Source organism: Salmonella sp. SAL00670 (assembly GCF_046552235.1).
Lineage (GTDB): Bacteria > Pseudomonadota > Gammaproteobacteria > Enterobacterales > Enterobacteriaceae > Salmonella > Salmonella enterica.
In genome coordinates this window covers 579,709-595,704 of sequence record NZ_JBGDUO010000001.1, presented here as the reverse complement: position 1 = coordinate 595,704, position 15,996 = coordinate 579,709, and the positions used below count along the sequence as shown (strand labels likewise).

Genomic DNA, 15,996 nt, shown 5'->3' with positions numbered 1-15,996 from the left:
AGTTTATTATTCATGGCTCATACGTTGTTCGTATTCTGGTCTCTGGCGAGGCCATTTTTTCGAAACGCCTGATCAGTTCCGCCAGGCTACCGGCCTGCATTTTTTCCATGACTCTGGCGCGGTGCACCTCTACGGTACGCACCGCGATATTCATCGCTTCCGCAATTTCACGGTTCATAAATCCTTTTGCCACCAGGCTGGCCAGCTCACGCTCTTTCGGCGTCAACTGCTGGTAACACAGTATAATCTCACGACGCGCCACCGCTGCCGATGAAACCGTCAGCGCACGCTCCAGCGCCGCCTGTAGCGGTTTTACCGATACCGGTTTTTGCAGAAAATCGACGGCGCCGCGTTTCATCTGCTCCACGGCCATCGGTACATCGCCATGCCCGGTAAGAAAAACAACCGCCAGGGTACTTCCGCACTGGCGCAACGCATCATGAACGCCCTGCCCATCCAGTACCGGCATTCGCATATCCAGTAATACGACCCCGGCCTGATACAGACTGGCCTGCGCCAAAAAATCCGCCCCCTGCGTCCAGCATTTTACGTCATATCCCAGACTTTCCAGTAAAAACGCGCACGCGTTAGTGACCGCCGTATCATCATCCAGTAGATGAATTGTCGCCATCCCTGCCCCCATTTTCATGTAAGAAATGTATCGTGACCACCGTTCCCGACAGACCGTCCGGCGCGGTCTGGTTCCTGATACTGATATCGCCCCGCCCATACCGCACCAGCCGCTGGCAAATCGCCAGCCCTAAGCCCATCCCCTCTTTGCGGGTGGTCATAAACGGCTGAAACGCCTGACGTAATAGCGCCTCATCGATTCCCCCGGCGTTATCCTGTAAAGCGATACTGATGCCGTTTTCAGTGCGTTCAGCAACGACCCATAAATGGGTGGCGCCCGCCTGAGCCGCATTAAGAATGATATTCGCCAGCACCTGTTCCAGCAGCACTGACGGCAGAGTTACGCGCAGCGCAGCGCTAACCTCGGTATGCAGAGTCACTGTCGGAAACTGTTGCGCCATACGCAACAATTGCCAGACATGATCAATCGCCTCCCGAATGGCTATGGCCTTCCACGCTTCGGTTAGCACCGGGTTGCCCTGCGCCTGGCTGACCCAGTGACGCAGGTTACGCAGAGTATCCGCACCGCGTTGCGCCTGCTGGTCAATCTGCTCCAGCGCTGGCAGCAAGGGATGCTGTTCATCTGCAGCGCGCAGTCGAATCAGGCACCCCTGGGCATAATGTCGAATCGCGGAAAGCGGCTGATTAAGCTCATGGGCAAACCCGGAGGTCATTTCACCCAACACGCTCATTTGCCGGGCGGTTTCCAGCGCCCGCTCATGCTGATGAAGAACTACGCTATTACGTTCCAGTTGCTTTCCACGTCGACGCACCAGCAGCATGACCCAAATATAATTGAGCGTGAGCAACAGGAACGCCAGAATCACGCCGCCGACCATTAGCTGGTGCTGGATTAACCAACTTTTGACATCCAGCCACAGTCGACGCTGCTGAGGGTGCTGACGAACATCACGCAGCAAGGCTTCCACCTGACTGGTGGACGCAGGCGCGCCCCAGTGAAATGACGCGGCGGCGGGCGCGTTGAATAGCGCTCGCGTTACGCGATCCGCCAGCGCATCGCTTACCGCAGGTAGCGCCGCGAACGACCAGTCAGGATATAACGGCGTACTGGTTAAGCAAGGCAGGGGCGTCGGTCGGGAAAGCAGCGCGATAAAGTCCTTTTTATTAATCAATCCTTCCTGATCCATATTTTCTAACAGGCACACTGGCACAATTGCCGCCTGCACCGCTTTTTCGCGCAGCATATAGACTAAGGCATCGCCAGGAAATCCGGTAAAACGGAGATGAAAATCGCGCTCCGGGCGTAAGCCCGCGTCGCTGAGCGCTTTATAGCCTAATAAATAGCCGCCAAACGCCTGAGCATCAATCGCGCCGACGGTCTTACCGATGAGATCATGCGCCGTGGTGATGCCGCTATCGCGTCGGGTCAAAATCACGCTGCCAATAACATTACTCACTGCTTTCCCATCGCGCGTGGAGCGCAGGGAAGCTAACCAGCGCAGCGGCGCATGGCTGTTCAGTTGGACAAATTGCGCCGGGTTGGTTATCACAAACTGCACGGTTCCCTGGTTAACAGCCTCCTGCATTTGATGCAGATCCAGCGGCTGGATGTGAAAGGTTTCGCCTGGAAGCTGTTGGCTTAATGTCTTTGCCAAGGGTTGCCAGTGGCTACGCGTAGACGCCTCGCCGCGCATGGCCAAAATACCGATATTCCACGTCCCTGCCCACGCGCCATGACAAAGTAGCCCTACTGCCGCCAACACCGCCAGGCGCCTTACGGTTTTACCTCTCACCCTAATATCCCTGTCAATTATGTTGTTTTAGATCAACAACAAGCCGGGTATGTGGTTAACCACAATAGAGCGCACCCCGCCTCGATTTTTACACTGTAAATCATCGACATTTTTTATTCATTACACATGAACCAACATCGTGACAAATGTTTCATTGTTGGCAATGTGGACGGGAGTCAATATGGACAGCAGTAAACGGCAATTTCTCCAGCAGCTTGGCGTCCTGACCGCTGGCGCCTCGCTGGTTCCGCTGGCTGAAGCGAAATTTCCTTTTTCGCCGGAGCGGCATGAAGGCTCTCCCCGACACCGTTACGCCATGCTTATCGACCTGCGGCGTTGTATCGGCTGTCAGTCCTGTACCGTAAGTTGCACTATTGAAAACCAAACGCCGCAGGGCGCGTTTCGTACGACGGTGAACCAATACCAGGTCCAGCGTGAAGGTAGTCAGGAAGTCACGAATGTGCTATTGCCGCGTCTGTGCAACCATTGCGATAACCCCCCCTGCGTGCCGGTCTGCCCGGTACAAGCCACCTTTCAGCGGGAAGACGGCATTGTGGTGGTGGATAACAAACGCTGCGTCGGCTGCGCCTATTGTGTCCAGGCGTGTCCTTACGACGCCCGATTTATCAATCATGAAACGCAAACTGCCGATAAATGCACGTTTTGCGTTCATCGTCTGGAAGCCGGACTGTTACCCGCTTGCGTAGAGTCCTGCGTCGGCGGTGCGCGTATTATTGGCGATATCAAAGATCCCCATAGCCGCATCTCCACCCTGCTTCATCAACATCGCGACACTATCAAGGTATTAAAGCCGGAAAACGGCACGTCGCCCCATGTTTTCTACCTGGGTCTGGACGACGCCTTTGTCACCCCATTAATGGGCCGTGCGCAGCCCGCGCTTTGGCAGGAGGTCTGAATGACGCATTCACTCATCATTGAAGAAGTGCTGGCTCACCCGCAGGACATTAGCTGGCTGCCGTGGGCGGTACAATATTTCTTTTTTATTGGCATTGCCGCCTGCGCCGCACTGTTTGCCTGTTATCTTCACTGGCGGAAAAAAGACGCCGCAACAGAAGAAAATCGGGCATTACTGATTGCCATTACCTGTGCGATTACCGCACCGCTGGCGCTGACGGCGGATCTGCACCAGACCGCCCGCGTCTGGCATTTCTATGCCTGGCCGACGCCCTGGTCGTGGATGCCCTGGGGAGCATTATTTCTGCCGCTGTTTACCGGCTTTCTCGCCCTATGGTTCCTGGCGCAGCAAATAAAACGATTATTCAATAAAAGTTACAACGTCACAAAATGGTTGGCGTTAGCCAGCGCGCTTTGCGCGGTGGGCCTGTTGATTTATACCGGCCGCGAAGTCTCCGTTGTGCTGGCGCGCCCAATCTGGTTTAGCTACGCCTTCCCCGTGGCGATGTTTCTTAGCGCCTTACAGGCGTTCTTCGCGCTGATGATTGTCGCCGCCCGACGCGACTCGGTAAGGCTGCCAAAAATATTGTGGGGACAAATCTGGACGCTCGCGGCGCTGGGGCTGGTTGTGGCCATGTGGGTTAGCGGCGATACGCTTTCCGGCACGGCAATCCGTCAGTGGATTACCGTCGCCCTGTCAGCCAAATATTACGCTGTCGGCTGGGTAGCGCTGTGGGTATTCACGCTGCTGTTCTGTAGCCTGACGCTACGTCATCCGTTATCGCAGCTAAGACGCGTCCTGCTGGTTCTCAGCGCGCTGGCGCTATGTTGGCTGATGCGCTGGACATTGTTGATTCAGGTACAAACCGTCCCCAAGTTCAACGCGCAATTTAACCCTTACTCGTTACCAGGCGGAACGGATGGCTGGCTGGCTATTCTCGGCACCTTCGGCCTGTGGATAGCGCTACTGATTATTATTCGTGAAACGCTGAACGGACTCACCAGGAGATTACAACATGGCTAATTTAACCCGTCGTCAGTGGCTAAAAGTCGGTCTCGCCGTCGGTGGGATGGTCACTTTTGGTCTGAGCTACCGTGATGTGGCGAAACGCGCAATTGATGGCCTGTTAAACGGGACGTCCGGCAAGGTAACGCGCGACCGCATCTTTGGCAACGCGTTAATTCCGGAGGCGCAGGCGCAAACACACTGGCAGCAAAATCCACAACAAACCATCGCCATGACGCAATGCTTCGGCTGTTGGACACAGTGCGGTATCCGCGCCCGGGTTAATGCCGATGGCAAAGTGATACGCATCGCCGGCAATCCCTATCACCCCTTGTCGCAGGAACACCCGATTGACTCGTCCGTCCCTTTTAGCGAAGCCATGGAGCAACTGGCGGGAGAAAGCGGTCTTGACGCCCGCTCAACCGCCTGCGCGCGCGGCGCCACGCTGCTGGAAAGCCTGTACAGTCCGCTACGACTGCTTGAACCGATGAAACGCGTGGGTAAACGCGGCGAAGGGAAATGGCAGCGCATCAGCTTTGAGCAACTTATTGAAGAAGTCGTGGAAGGCGGCGATCTGTTTGGCGAAGGTCATGTGGACGGACTGCGCGCTATTCATGCGCCGGATACGCCAATTGACGCAAAGCACCCCAGTTTCGGGCCCAAAACCAATCAGTTACTGGTCACGAATACCAGCGACGAAGGCCGCGATGCGTTTCTGCGTCGTTTTGCGCTAAATAGCTTCGGCAGCAAGAATTTCGGCGCGCATGGCGCCTACTGTGGACTGGCTTACCGGGCCGGCTCCGGGGCATTGATGGGCGATCTGGATAAAAACCCGCATGTCAAACCCGACTGGGAAAACGTGGAGTTTGCGCTCTTTATGGGCACCTCCCCGGCACAGTCCGGCAATCCGTTTAAACGCCAGGCACGTCAGTTGGCGAGCGCCCGACTGCGTGAGAATTTTCAATACGTCGTGGTCGCCCCCGCCCTCCCCTTATCAACGGTGCTCGCCGATCCTCGCGGTCGCTGGCAACCGGTCATGCCCGGCAGTGATTCGGCGCTGGCAATGGGGATGATCCGCTGGATCATGGATAATCAACGTTATAATGCTGATTATCTGGCGATTCCCGGCGTACAGGCGATGCAGCAGGCCGGCGAGCAAAGTTGGACCAACGCCACGCACCTGGTCATTGCGGATGAACTGCCGACGCTTGCCGGACAACACCTGACGCTGCGCCATCTTACGCCCGATGGCGAAGAGACCCCTGTCGTGCTGAATACCGACGGCGAGTTGGTCGATGCGTCCACTTGCCGACAGGCACGGCTTTTCGTGACGCAGTTCGTTACGCTCGCCGACGGCCAACGGGTCACGGTGAAGAGCGGGTTGCAACGCCTGAAAGAGGCGGCAGAAAAGCTCTCGTTGGCGCAATACAGCGAACAGTGCGGCGTGCCGGAAGCGCAAATTATCGCGCTGGCGGAAACCTTTACCGCTCACGGACGTAAAGCCGCAGTCATCAGTCACGGCGGCATGATGGCCGGCAATGGGTTTTATAACGCCTGGTCGGTCATGATGCTTAACGCGCTGATCGGCAACCTCAGCTTGTCCGGCGGCGTCTTTGTCGGCGGCGGCAAATTCAACGGCGTTAGCGACGGCCCCCGCTACAACATGAACAGTTTTGCCGGAAAAGTGAAACCGTCCGGGTTAAGTATTGCCCGTAGCAAAACCGCTTATGAAGCATCGGAAGAATACCGCGACAAAATTGCCGGTGGGCAATCCCCTTATCCAGCCAAAGCGCCGTGGTATCCCTTTGTGGCAGGCCAGCTTACCGAACTGTTGACCTCCGCGCTCGAAGGCTATCCTTATCCGCTTAAAGCCTGGATTTCCAATATGAGCAACCCGTTTTACGGTGTTCCCGGTCTACGCGCCGTGGCGGAAGAAAAACTAAAAGACCCTCGCCGACTGCCGCTCTTTATCGCGATTGACGCCTTTATGAATGAAACGACGGCGCTGGCGGATTACATTGTGCCGGATACGCACAATTTTGAGAGCTGGGGCTTTACGGCGCCCTGGGGCGGCGTAGCCAGTAAAGCCACTACCGCCCGCTGGCCGGTTGTCGCCCCCGCCACTCACCGCACGGCGGACGGGCAACCTGTCTCAATGGAAGCATTTTGTATTGCGGTAGCAAAACGGCTCCATCTGCCCGGCTTCGGCGACCGGGCGATAACCGATCCGCAGGGCAATACTTTTCCACTGAACCGGGCGGAAGACTTCTATCTGCGCGTAGCCGCTAATATCGCCTTTATGGGCAAGACGCCGGTCGCGCTGGCAAATCAGGAAGATATTTCGCTTACCGGCGTCAGCCGCATTCTGCCAGCAATTCAGCACACGCTTAAAGCTGATGAGGTCGGTCGCGTGGCGTTTATCTACTCGCGTGGCGGCCGGTTTGCGCCCGAGGATAGCGGCTATACGGAGCAACGGTTAGGTAACGCGTGGAAAAAACCCTTACAGATCTGGAATGCAGATGTCGCCGCCCACCGTCACGCCATCACCGGGGAGCGCTTCAGCGGTTGCCCGGTCTGGTATCCGGCGCGTTTGTCAGATGGTCGTGCGATTGACGACCAGTTTCCCATTGGGCAATGGCCGCTGAAACTGATTTCATTTAAATCAAATACCATGTCCAGCTCAACAGCCGTCATCCCGCGCTTACACCATGTGAAGCCAGCAAACCTGGTGGCGCTGAATCCGCAAGACGGCGAGCGTTATGGACTGCAACATGGCGATCGGGTACGGATCATTACGCCGGGCGGTCAGGTCGTGGCGCAAATCAGTTTGTTAAATGGCGTGATGCCAGGCGTCATCGCCATCGAACACGGATATGGCCACCGCGAGATGGGCGCAACGCAGCACTCTCTGGATGGCGTGCCTATGCCGTATGATCCACAAATCAGGGCAGGCATAAATCTTAACGATCTGGGCTTTGCCGATCCGACAAGAACCATTACCAACACCTGGCTCGACTGGGTTTCTGGCGCGGCAGTACGTCAGGGGCTGCCGGCAAAAATCGAGCGTATATAACCCCCGGGCCGGAGAGCGATATCGTCTTATTTCGTCGAGGGTAGCGACTGATAAGCGAACGCTGTCCGGCTGCATATACTCACTGAATCGTGCAAGCCCAACTATTTTACGTTCACCCCGTCATATTACATAGAAAATATATGACAACACTCACAAAACTATTTTCCCCTTCTGTAAGCAATTAATATTTAACACATTGGCTGCGCTTCTGATTATTGACATTCATTTGGGGTTACTTCCGGTTGACCGCATAATCTGTGATTGAATTCACCGCATGACAACATTGCCATAAATACAATTCAACTCACTACCCGGAGGCAATATGTTTAAAGAAGAAAGACGTCATGCCATCATTAATTTACTGATAAAGGATAATAGTGTTAGCGTCAGTAAACTTTCAGACCTTTATAAGGTTAGCCAGGAGACTATTCGTTCCGATCTACGCTATTTCCAGAAATCAGGTATGCTTCAGCGTTGCTATGGCGGAGGGATTTTAAACCGTGACGCGCTGAGTAAGCTTATCACTGAAAATAAGATTGATATCTCCAGCACTATCGCCACGCCAATCCATCAGGATGCAAAACTGCGCCGGGAAAACCCAAAAAAAGCAGGCAAGGTGTGTGTTTTAGGCTCATTCAATATTGATGTTTCAGCAACCGTGCCGTGGTTTCCACAAAGCGGAGAATCCATTCTGGCCAGTCAATTTGGATTCTATCCTGGAGGTAAAGGAGCCAACCAGGCTTTAGCGGCAAACAATGCCGGCGCTGCGGCACATTTTATTTTTAAAGTGGGCAAAGATCAGTTCAGCGCATTTGCTATGAATCATATTATTCAATCAGGCATCACCTCATACAGCGCGTATCAAACAGATAAAGCGCCCACCGGTAGCGCATTGATCTATGTCTCCGCCGTGGATGGCGATAATATTATCGCCATCTACCCTGGCGCCAATATGATGCTCACCACGCAAGAGATTAACGAGCAACACCGTTATATCGCCGAGTCTGACGTTATGTTAATGCAGCTCGAAACGAACATTGAAGCGTTGACTGAATTTATTCGTCTGGGCAAACAAGAAAATAAAATGATCATGCTGAATCCTGCCCCCTATACGAAACAGGTGACGCATTTATTATCTGATATTGACATCATCACGCCGAATGAAACTGAAGCCTCTTTTTTATCCGGCGTAACCATTACTGATATTAATGATGCGAAAAAAGCCGGAAATATTATTCTGCAATCCGGGGTGAAAAAAGTCATCATTACCCTTGGCGCCCGTGGTTCTCTGCTCTGTGAGCACGCCCGCACGTTGTATATTCCTGCATGGAGCGCCGTGGTAAAAGATGCCGCCGGGGCCGGTGACGCTTTTAATGGCGCCTTAGCCGCCGCGCTGGCGCGACAAGCAGACATGGTCGCAGCCATTCAATATGCCTCCGCTTTCGCTTCTCTGGCGGTGGAACAAGTCGGTGCGTCGAGTATGCCTCAGCACTTGCAGGTTTTACATCGAATGCGTACCCAATCTAATAAAGTCATTCACATTAATTAACAGGTGACATAATGAAAATTTTATTTATTGGCGAATCCTGGCACATTCATATGATTCACTCTAAAGGTTTTGATAGCTTTACATCGAGCAAATACGAAGAAGGCGCAGACTATTTATTATCCTGCTTACGCCAGGGTAATATCGATGTAGACTACATGCCTGCCCATATTGTGCAAACTCGTTTTCCACAAACCGCCGAAGCATTAGCCTGCTATGATGCGATCGTCATCAGTGATATCGGTAGCAATACGTTCCTGCTACAAAACAGAACGTTTTATAATATGGACATTATTCCTGATGCATTACAACTTATCGCCGATTATGTTGCTGAGGGCGGCGGTCTGTTGATGATCGGCGGGTATTTATCCTTTACGGGAATAGAAGCAAAAGCCAATTATAAAAATACGGTTCTGGCGGAGGTATTGCCGGTTGATATGCTGGATGTAGATGACCGCGTAGAACTACCGCAAGGATGTAAAGCAGTAAATACTGCGGTAGAGCATGTTATTACCCAGCCATTTAGCGAATGGCCGCCGCTGTTGGGCTATAACAAGCTTATCGCCAAAGAAAATAGTCAAGTCCTTGCTGAAATTAATGGCGATCCACTGTTAGTTATGGGTACTTACCATAAAGGGAAAGTATGTTGCTTTGCCAGTGATTGTTCGCCGCACTGGGGAAGCCCGCAGTTTCTGCAATGGGAACATTACGCCACCTTCTGGTGTAATGTTTTACACACAATAAAAAAATAATATTACCCAGGCGAATATAAATTTCGCCTGCCCTGCCACACACTGAGTCATTAAGAATATGAATGATACTTATCTCTATGGCGAAATGTTTTCTGAAAACATATTGACAAGCTATCGGATTTATGGAGACAGAAAATCATTACTCACGCCGCTCATTATCCTTCATGGCGGCCCTTCTGGCGGCTTTGATTATTTATTAAATTATCGCCGTCTGGCTGATGACGGGCGCATGGTAATATTTTACGATCAATATGGCTGCGGTCGTTCAACGCATTTTCCTCATGCTGACGCGTCTTTCTGGACTATTGCGCGTTATCTCCGTCAATTAACCCAATTAATTCATCACCTGGGTATTGGACACGGGTATTCGATACTGGGACATTCCTGGGGCGGAATGCTTGCCGCAGAGCACGCCTGCTTACAGCCTGCCGGGCTTCGCGGGACGATACTGGCCAGTTCGCCGGCCAGTATCGCCCTGTGGCAACAGGAAGCCATACGGCTCTTTAACGCTCTGACGCCAATGTCCGATGACGATATCAAAAACGTCATTATGCCCGCCGTCATTTATCAAAACCCACCGGAACAGCTGGTCGCTTATTATGCCAGACACGTTTATACCCTCGCGGAAGAAGCCGTTCATGTTCAGCGCTCTAATGCGCAGTTCGCCGCCGACCCTACGGGTTATCACATTTTATGGGGAACCAATGAACTGGCGGCAAATGGCAAACTTGCCGACTGGGATATTACGCCCCATTTGTGCCAGATACGCTGTCCTGTTCTGGTACTACGCGGCGAAAACGATCAGGCAACCGAGCGCGTCGTCTCTCCGCTTCTCTCTCACATTTCAGACTGCCGCGCGGTCACTATTCCCGGCAGCAGCCATAACCCGCATGAAGAAAATATCGCGCCCTGCCTCGCAGCGGTAAGCGCGTTTTTACGCGATCTGGCATAAAAAGCCATTAAGGTATTTATCATGAAAAAAGTCAAAAAATTGTCTCTTACCGATTTAGTGCTTTATGGTCTGGTGTTTATGGTGCCTATCGCGCCAGTCTCTCTTTATGGCGTCGTTTATAATCTTTCGCACGGTATGGTTGCGCTGGTTTATATTATTGGCGCGATCGCGATGTTTTTTACCGCGTACAGCTACTCTACCTTATCGCAACATATCTCCTCGTCGGGTTCGGCCTATGCGTATGCTGGCGTATGCATTAATCCCGCCGTAGGGTTTCTGACCGGATGGATATTACTGCTGGATTATCTTTTGTTCCCTACGCTCGTGGCAGTGCTGGGCGGCGTCGCGGTCCACGCTATTTTACCGCAAATCCCGGTCTGGGTCTGGCCGTTGATTTATGTGGCTATTGGCACCGGAGTCAACTATCTCGGGATACAGCAAACGGCGAAATTCGATAAGTTACTGGTCTTTATTCAACTCGGTATTCTGGCGATTTTCGTGCTACTCATTGTCCGTCTGATGCTGCTGGACAGTAGTCAGATAACGCTTTCCTTCCGGCCTTTTTTCGATTCACAGTGGTTCACCCCAGGGCTCATCGCGACGGCGATTTCGGTGGCTGCGCTGAACTTTCTCGGCTTTGACGCTATCAGTACATTAAGTGAAGAAAGCGAAGGCGGGGGACGCGCCGTCAGTAAAGCAACGCTGTTGGCGTTAGTTTTGGCGACGGTACTGTTTATTATCGTTGTGGCGTTTGCGGCGTTTGCCACCGGTAATGTCGACCGCTTCGCGGAAGGCAATGCGACGAATGAAGCATTTTTCACCATTGCCGGCAACGTTGGCGGTATCTGGCTCAAAGTGGCATTTTCCATCATTGTGGCGTTTGTGTGCGCCGTCGGCAACGTTATTACCGCGCAAACGGCGGTGTCCAGAGTGCTATTTTCAATGGGGCGCGACCGAATGTTGCCCGCCTTCCTCGCTCACGTCCATACCACGCGTAAAACGCCGGATTATGCCATTCTGTTTACCGGCGGCGTCACCCTGCTGCTCAGCTACCTGTTTTCCGGCAAGATTGAGTCTATCTCCACGCTGGTGAACTTTGGCGCGCTTTTCGCTTTTTTTGTCGTGAACCTGTGTGTGTTTATCCTGTTCAATTTCCGGATGAAAGCCCAGAGGCGCATTTTCGCCCATGTCATTTCGCCGATCATGGGGATGATCGTCATCGGCTACGTCTGTTTAAACATGAACATTCACGCTCTGATACTCGGAATTAGCTGGGCGGCCATCGGGATAGCGATTCTGTGCTATCGAAAAGCACACAACCAAAACATCGCCATCGACCTGGAAGGCAAAAAGTTGCTCGATTGACATTATGCGCAACAACACCCGCTGTTGCGCAACGCCGCCCCTGTTCGGGCGGCGTTATCGCCAGCGACATCGTAAACAGCGTAATAACAAACCGTTGTGGATCTGCACAGATGTCTTTTGAAACAGGGTTTTCATTTTCCTTTTTTGTAAATTTCAGCGTATAATGCGCGCCAATTGTCTCTTGAATGGTTTCAGCGCATTGGACTGTAAAACTCAACGACTAAAATTATCCCCTTCCCGTTGGGCTGAAACGCGAGCACACATTCCTCTGCACGCTCTTTCGATGTCACCTATCCTTAGAGCGAGGCATCATCACTTTAGCAACACAGGCTTAGCTTCCGGGCCGTGCGCGCCCGAAGCCAGATTTCCATATCCTCCTCAACTTAAAGACTAAGACTGTCATGAAAAAGACGAAAATTGTTTGTACTATCGGTCCGAAAACCGAATCCGAAGAGATGTTAAGCAAAATGCTGGACGCGGGCATGAACGTGATGCGTCTGAACTTCTCTCATGGCGATTATGCAGAACACGGTCAGCGTATCCAGAATTTGCGCAACGTGATGAGCAAAACTGGTAAAAAAGCCGCTATTCTGCTTGATACTAAAGGACCAGAAATCCGCACCATTAAACTGGAAGGCGGTAACGACGTTTCGCTGAAAGCGGGCCAAACCTTTACTTTTACCACCGACAAATCCGTGGTCGGTAATAATGAAATCGTTGCCGTCACCTATGAAGGCTTTACCAGCGACCTGAGCGTTGGCAACACCGTCCTGGTTGACGATGGTCTGATCGGTATGGAAGTGACCGCCATCGAAGGCAATAAAGTCATTTGTAAGGTGCTGAACAACGGCGATCTGGGCGAGAACAAAGGCGTTAACCTGCCGGGCGTTTCTATTGCTCTGCCGGCGCTGGCTGAAAAAGACAAACAGGACCTGATCTTCGGTTGCGAACAGGGCGTTGACTTTGTTGCGGCGTCCTTTATCCGTAAACGTTCTGACGTTGTCGAAATTCGCGAGCATCTGAAAGCTCACGGCGGCGAAAATATCCAGATTATCTCTAAGATCGAAAACCAGGAAGGCCTGAACAACTTCGATGAAATTCTCGAAGCTTCCGACGGCATCATGGTTGCGCGTGGCGACCTGGGCGTAGAAATCCCGGTTGAAGAAGTGATTTTTGCGCAGAAAATGATGATCGAAAAATGTATCCGCGCACGTAAAGTCGTGATCACCGCGACTCAGATGCTGGATTCTATGATCAAAAACCCGCGTCCGACCCGCGCAGAAGCAGGCGACGTTGCGAACGCCATCCTCGACGGTACGGATGCGGTTATGCTGTCCGGCGAATCCGCAAAAGGGAAATACCCGCTGGAAGCCGTTTCTATCATGGCGACCATCTGCGAACGTACCGACCGCGTCATGAACAGCCGTCTGGACTACAACAACGACAGCCGTAAACTGCGCATTACGGAAGCAGTATGCCGCGGCGCGGTAGAAACCGCCGAAAAACTGGAAGCGCCGCTGATCGTGGTAGCGACCCAGGGCGGTAAATCCGCTCGCGCCGTGCGTAAATACTTCCCGGACGCCACCATCCTGGCATTGACCACCAATGAAGTGACCGCCCGTCAGTTAGTACTGAGCAAAGGCGTGGTATCGCAGCTGGTGAAAGAAATCAATTCTACTGATGATTTCTACCGTCTGGGCAAAGATGTCGCCCTGCAAAGCGGCCTCGCCCAGAAAGGCGACGTCGTAGTGATGGTCTCCGGCGCGCTGGTTCCAAGCGGCACCACTAACACCGCCTCTGTTCACGTACTGTAATAATTGTTGTGTGAATTAATTTGTTTAAAAAAGCGCCCTTCCGGCGCTTTTTTTATTTAATCGATAGCCACTATTAATAAAAAAATCAAATCGGATTTTACTATCTAATTGCGGATTATCTAAGAAGAATCCGATGGAAGCCCCCTGTTTTCTTTCGGTTTTTTAGGGACTTTCATGCATTTCGATGCTTCTTTGAGCGAACGATCAAAAATAAGTGCATTCCCATCAAAAAAATATTCTCAACATAAAAAAGTTTGTGTAATACTTGTAACGCTACATGGAGATTAACTCAATCTAGAGGGTATTAATAATGAATCGTACTAAACTGGTACTGGGCGCGGTAATCCTGGGTTCTACTCTGCTGGCTGGTTGCTCCAGCAACGCTAAAATCGATCAGCTGTCTTCTGACGTTCAGACTCTGAACGCTAAAGTTGACCAGCTGAGCAACGACGTGAACGCAATGCGTTCCGACGTTCAGGCTGCTAAAGACGACGCAGCTCGCGCTAACCAGCGTCTGGACAACCAGGCTACTAAATACCGTAAGTAATAGTACCTGCGTAATAAAAATGGCGCACATCGTGCGCCATTTTTTTGTCCGTCGTTTGCTGCAAAGGCTACTGCGTCGCGCGCGTTTGCCCCTCTTCCCCGACAAAACCGTTCTGAGCGGATTCGACTGCGGTCGTATTTACCGCCGGCGTCTGCCCGGCGCTCACGCTGACAGGATACCCGGCTCGCCGGTATAGCGCCTTATCGACCAGGCGACTATCCACCCCTTGCGCGTTTCTGAACGCGGTAAATTCCGCAGGCAACACATAGGGCATTGTCTGCACGTTTTGCTCTTCTTCCGGCGATAGCGGCCTGTGTACCTCTACATAACGAATGCCATTCGGCTCGACAGAGAATTTCACTGGCTGGTTAATCACTTTTACCGGCGTCCCCGTTCTGACCTGCGCAAATAACGCCTTGATGTCCGGCGCGTTCATGCGAATGCAACCGGAACTCACACGCAGACCTACGCTATCCGGCGCGCTGGTGCCATGAATGAGATATTCCCCATTACCGTGCGCCAGACGCAGCGCATAGCGTCCCAGCGGGTTATTTGGCCCGGCAGGGATCACCGGCGGCAGCGTGATCCCCCGCTCAAGCGAACGTTGGCGTATGCCTGCCGTCGGCGTCCACGTCGGGTTGGGGATCTTTTGCCCTATCCGGGTGTCCATGACGGGAGTTTCCAGTCCCTGCAAACCGATGCCGATGGGATACACCTGTACGCGGTTTTCTCCCGGCGGGTAATAATACAGCCGTAGCTCCGCGAGATTGACGATAACGCCTTCCCTGGGCGCATCCGGCAATAGCATCTGCGAGGGAATGGTAATTAGCGTACCGGGCTTAGGCACCGGCGCAATCGTATTGTTCGCTTCAAGAATGAGCATCGCCGCCGTATCAAAACGCCGGGCTATAGCCTGCAGGTTTTTATCACCTTCCTGTACGGTATAGGTTTGATTCTGACCAATAAGACGGCTGCCTTCGGGCGGTAATGGATAATCAACCGCCCAGGCTGCCTGTAACGCGCTATACGCGCCGATAATAGTTAGCGTAATGAAAGACGCACGTTTCATACCAAACCTCCTGTATTCCTGGTGATGCCCTCTGCGACGACTGGTAGCGCTTCGCTTATCAGAATAACAAAATACACGCTCTATCCACTCTGGATAAAGCGACGTCGCCGTCCGACAAAGGATTTGACATCAGGTAGAACGCTGTCTGTACAGTTTAGCTAAGAGTGGCGGCCTTAGCGCGAATTGCGCGAATCATTGCTTCCAGCCCCTGAGAACGAGAAGGTGTGAGGTGCTGCGCAAGCGCCATTTTTTCGAACCATGGCCGGACATCAAAATGCACAATATCCTGCGCCGTCATTTGGTGGTACAAAATAAATACCACCGCCATAAGGCCCTTAACGATCGCCGCGTCGCTGTCGCCCTGCAATTCGATAATGCCGTTGGCGTTTCGCCGCATCACGATCCACACCTGGCTCTGACAGCCATGAATCGTATTTTGCGGATTACGATCCTGCGGATTTAACTCCGCCAGGCGCTGCCCCAACTCAATAATATATAAATATTTCTCTTCCCAATTAGCGCAACGCGTAAAGTTACGCAGCAGTTTTTCTTTATCCGGTAGCGCAGCCATAA

At 52.5% G+C, this 15,996-nt stretch carries 13 protein-coding genes; 9 read left to right on the top strand and 4 right to left on the bottom strand.

The window, feature by feature from the left end:
• Positions 1 to 10 precede the first annotated feature (10 nt).
• Together ttrR and ttrS are read right to left on the bottom strand one after the other, a co-directional pair.
• Positions 11 to 631 carry a tetrathionate respiration response regulator TtrR gene (gene ttrR, locus ACLJRS_RS02940; RefSeq protein ID WP_000190927.1) on the bottom strand — a complete coding sequence of 207 codons (621 nt, stop codon included), beginning with the start codon at positions 629 to 631 and terminating at the stop codon, positions 11 to 13.
• Positions 606 to 2,384: a tetrathionate respiration histidine kinase TtrS gene (gene ttrS, locus ACLJRS_RS02935; protein ID WP_001214415.1), complete on the bottom strand. Its 1,779-nt coding sequence runs from the start codon at positions 2,382 to 2,384 to the stop codon at positions 606 to 608. The genes ttrR and ttrS overlap by 26 nt, the downstream gene beginning before the upstream one ends.
• A gap of 181 nt (positions 2,385 to 2,565) precedes the next feature.
• Between ttrS and ttrB the strand changes: the two genes are divergently transcribed.
• From ttrB to lpp, 9 genes are all read left to right on the top strand, one after another.
• On the top strand, positions 2,566 to 3,300 hold the full coding sequence (gene ttrB / locus ACLJRS_RS02930; RefSeq protein ID WP_001520059.1) for a tetrathionate reductase subunit TtrB: 735 nt from the start codon (positions 2,566 to 2,568) through the stop codon (positions 3,298 to 3,300).
• Positions 3,301 to 4,323: a tetrathionate reductase subunit TtrC gene (gene ttrC / locus ACLJRS_RS02925; RefSeq protein ID WP_000149761.1), complete on the top strand. Its 1,023-nt coding sequence runs from the start codon at positions 3,301 to 3,303 to the stop codon at positions 4,321 to 4,323. It begins immediately after the preceding gene.
• Positions 4,316 to 7,378: a tetrathionate reductase subunit TtrA gene (ttrA, locus tag ACLJRS_RS02920; protein ID WP_000002359.1), complete on the top strand. Its 3,063-nt coding sequence runs from the start codon at positions 4,316 to 4,318 to the stop codon at positions 7,376 to 7,378. Before ttrC ends, ttrA begins: the two co-directional genes overlap by 8 nt.
• A gap of 322 nt (positions 7,379 to 7,700) precedes the next feature.
• Positions 7,701 to 8,927: a PfkB family carbohydrate kinase gene (locus ACLJRS_RS02915; RefSeq protein WP_000471808.1), complete on the top strand. Its 1,227-nt coding sequence runs from the start codon at positions 7,701 to 7,703 to the stop codon at positions 8,925 to 8,927.
• A gap of 11 nt (positions 8,928 to 8,938) precedes the next feature.
• Positions 8,939 to 9,676 carry a glutamine amidotransferase gene (locus ACLJRS_RS02910; RefSeq protein ID WP_000697187.1) on the top strand — a complete coding sequence of 246 codons (738 nt, stop codon included), beginning with the start codon at positions 8,939 to 8,941 and terminating at the stop codon, positions 9,674 to 9,676.
• A 58-nt stretch (positions 9,677 to 9,734) separates the two neighbouring features.
• Complete coding sequence (locus ACLJRS_RS02905; protein ID WP_001000508.1) at positions 9,735 to 10,628, top strand: proline iminopeptidase-family hydrolase; 894 nt, start codon at positions 9,735 to 9,737, stop codon at positions 10,626 to 10,628.
• 21 nt (positions 10,629 to 10,649) lie between these two features.
• The gene (locus ACLJRS_RS02900; RefSeq protein ID WP_000756090.1) at positions 10,650 to 11,993 is read left to right on the top strand and encodes an APC family permease; all 1,344 of its coding nucleotides are present in this window, start codon (positions 10,650 to 10,652) and stop codon (positions 11,991 to 11,993) included.
• 401 nt (positions 11,994 to 12,394) lie between these two features.
• Positions 12,395 to 13,807 carry a pyruvate kinase PykF gene (pykF, locus tag ACLJRS_RS02895; protein ID WP_000751447.1) on the top strand — a complete coding sequence of 471 codons (1,413 nt, stop codon included), beginning with the start codon at positions 12,395 to 12,397 and terminating at the stop codon, positions 13,805 to 13,807.
• Between the two features lie 310 nt (positions 13,808 to 14,117).
• A complete protein-coding gene (lpp, locus tag ACLJRS_RS02890) occupies positions 14,118 to 14,354 on the top strand; it encodes a murein lipoprotein Lpp (RefSeq protein WP_001082307.1) in 237 nt (78 codons plus the stop codon).
• Between the two features lie 67 nt (positions 14,355 to 14,421).
• Here the strand turns inward: lpp and ACLJRS_RS02885 are convergent, their stop codons facing one another.
• A complete protein-coding gene (locus ACLJRS_RS02885) occupies positions 14,422 to 15,423 on the bottom strand; it encodes a L,D-transpeptidase family protein (RefSeq protein WP_000817059.1) in 1,002 nt (333 codons plus the stop codon).
• 154 nt (positions 15,424 to 15,577) lie between these two features.
• Positions 15,578 to 15,994: a cysteine desulfuration protein SufE gene (sufE, locus tag ACLJRS_RS02880; protein WP_000729468.1), complete on the bottom strand. Its 417-nt coding sequence runs from the start codon at positions 15,992 to 15,994 to the stop codon at positions 15,578 to 15,580.
• Positions 15,995 to 15,996: the final 2 nt, after the last annotated feature.

What these genes read in the sequence shown, in the direction of transcription:
- ttrC (WP_000149761.1), top strand. Translation starts at nt 3,301, where the DNA reads ATGACGCATTCACTCATCATTGAAGAAGTGCTGGCTCACCCGCAGGAC.
- ttrB (WP_001520059.1), top strand. Translation starts at nt 2,566, where the DNA reads ATGGACAGCAGTAAACGGCAATTTCTCCAGCAGCTTGGCGTCCTGACC.
- sufE (WP_000729468.1), bottom strand. Translation starts at nt 15,994, where the DNA reads ATGGCTGCGCTACCGGATAAAGAAAAACTGCTGCGTAACTTTACGCGT.
- ttrA (WP_000002359.1), top strand. Translation starts at nt 4,316, where the DNA reads ATGGCTAATTTAACCCGTCGTCAGTGGCTAAAAGTCGGTCTCGCCGTC.
- ACLJRS_RS02885 (WP_000817059.1), bottom strand. Translation starts at nt 15,423, where the DNA reads ATGAAACGTGCGTCTTTCATTACGCTAACTATTATCGGCGCGTATAGC.
- ACLJRS_RS02910 (WP_000697187.1), top strand. Translation starts at nt 8,939, where the DNA reads ATGAAAATTTTATTTATTGGCGAATCCTGGCACATTCATATGATTCAC.
- ttrR (WP_000190927.1), bottom strand. Translation starts at nt 631, where the DNA reads ATGGCGACAATTCATCTACTGGATGATGATACGGCGGTCACTAACGCG.
- pykF (WP_000751447.1), top strand. Translation starts at nt 12,395, where the DNA reads ATGAAAAAGACGAAAATTGTTTGTACTATCGGTCCGAAAACCGAATCC.
- ACLJRS_RS02915 (WP_000471808.1), top strand. Translation starts at nt 7,701, where the DNA reads ATGTTTAAAGAAGAAAGACGTCATGCCATCATTAATTTACTGATAAAG.
- ACLJRS_RS02900 (WP_000756090.1), top strand. Translation starts at nt 10,650, where the DNA reads ATGAAAAAAGTCAAAAAATTGTCTCTTACCGATTTAGTGCTTTATGGT.
- lpp (WP_001082307.1), top strand. Translation starts at nt 14,118, where the DNA reads ATGAATCGTACTAAACTGGTACTGGGCGCGGTAATCCTGGGTTCTACT.
- ACLJRS_RS02905 (WP_001000508.1), top strand. Translation starts at nt 9,735, where the DNA reads ATGAATGATACTTATCTCTATGGCGAAATGTTTTCTGAAAACATATTG.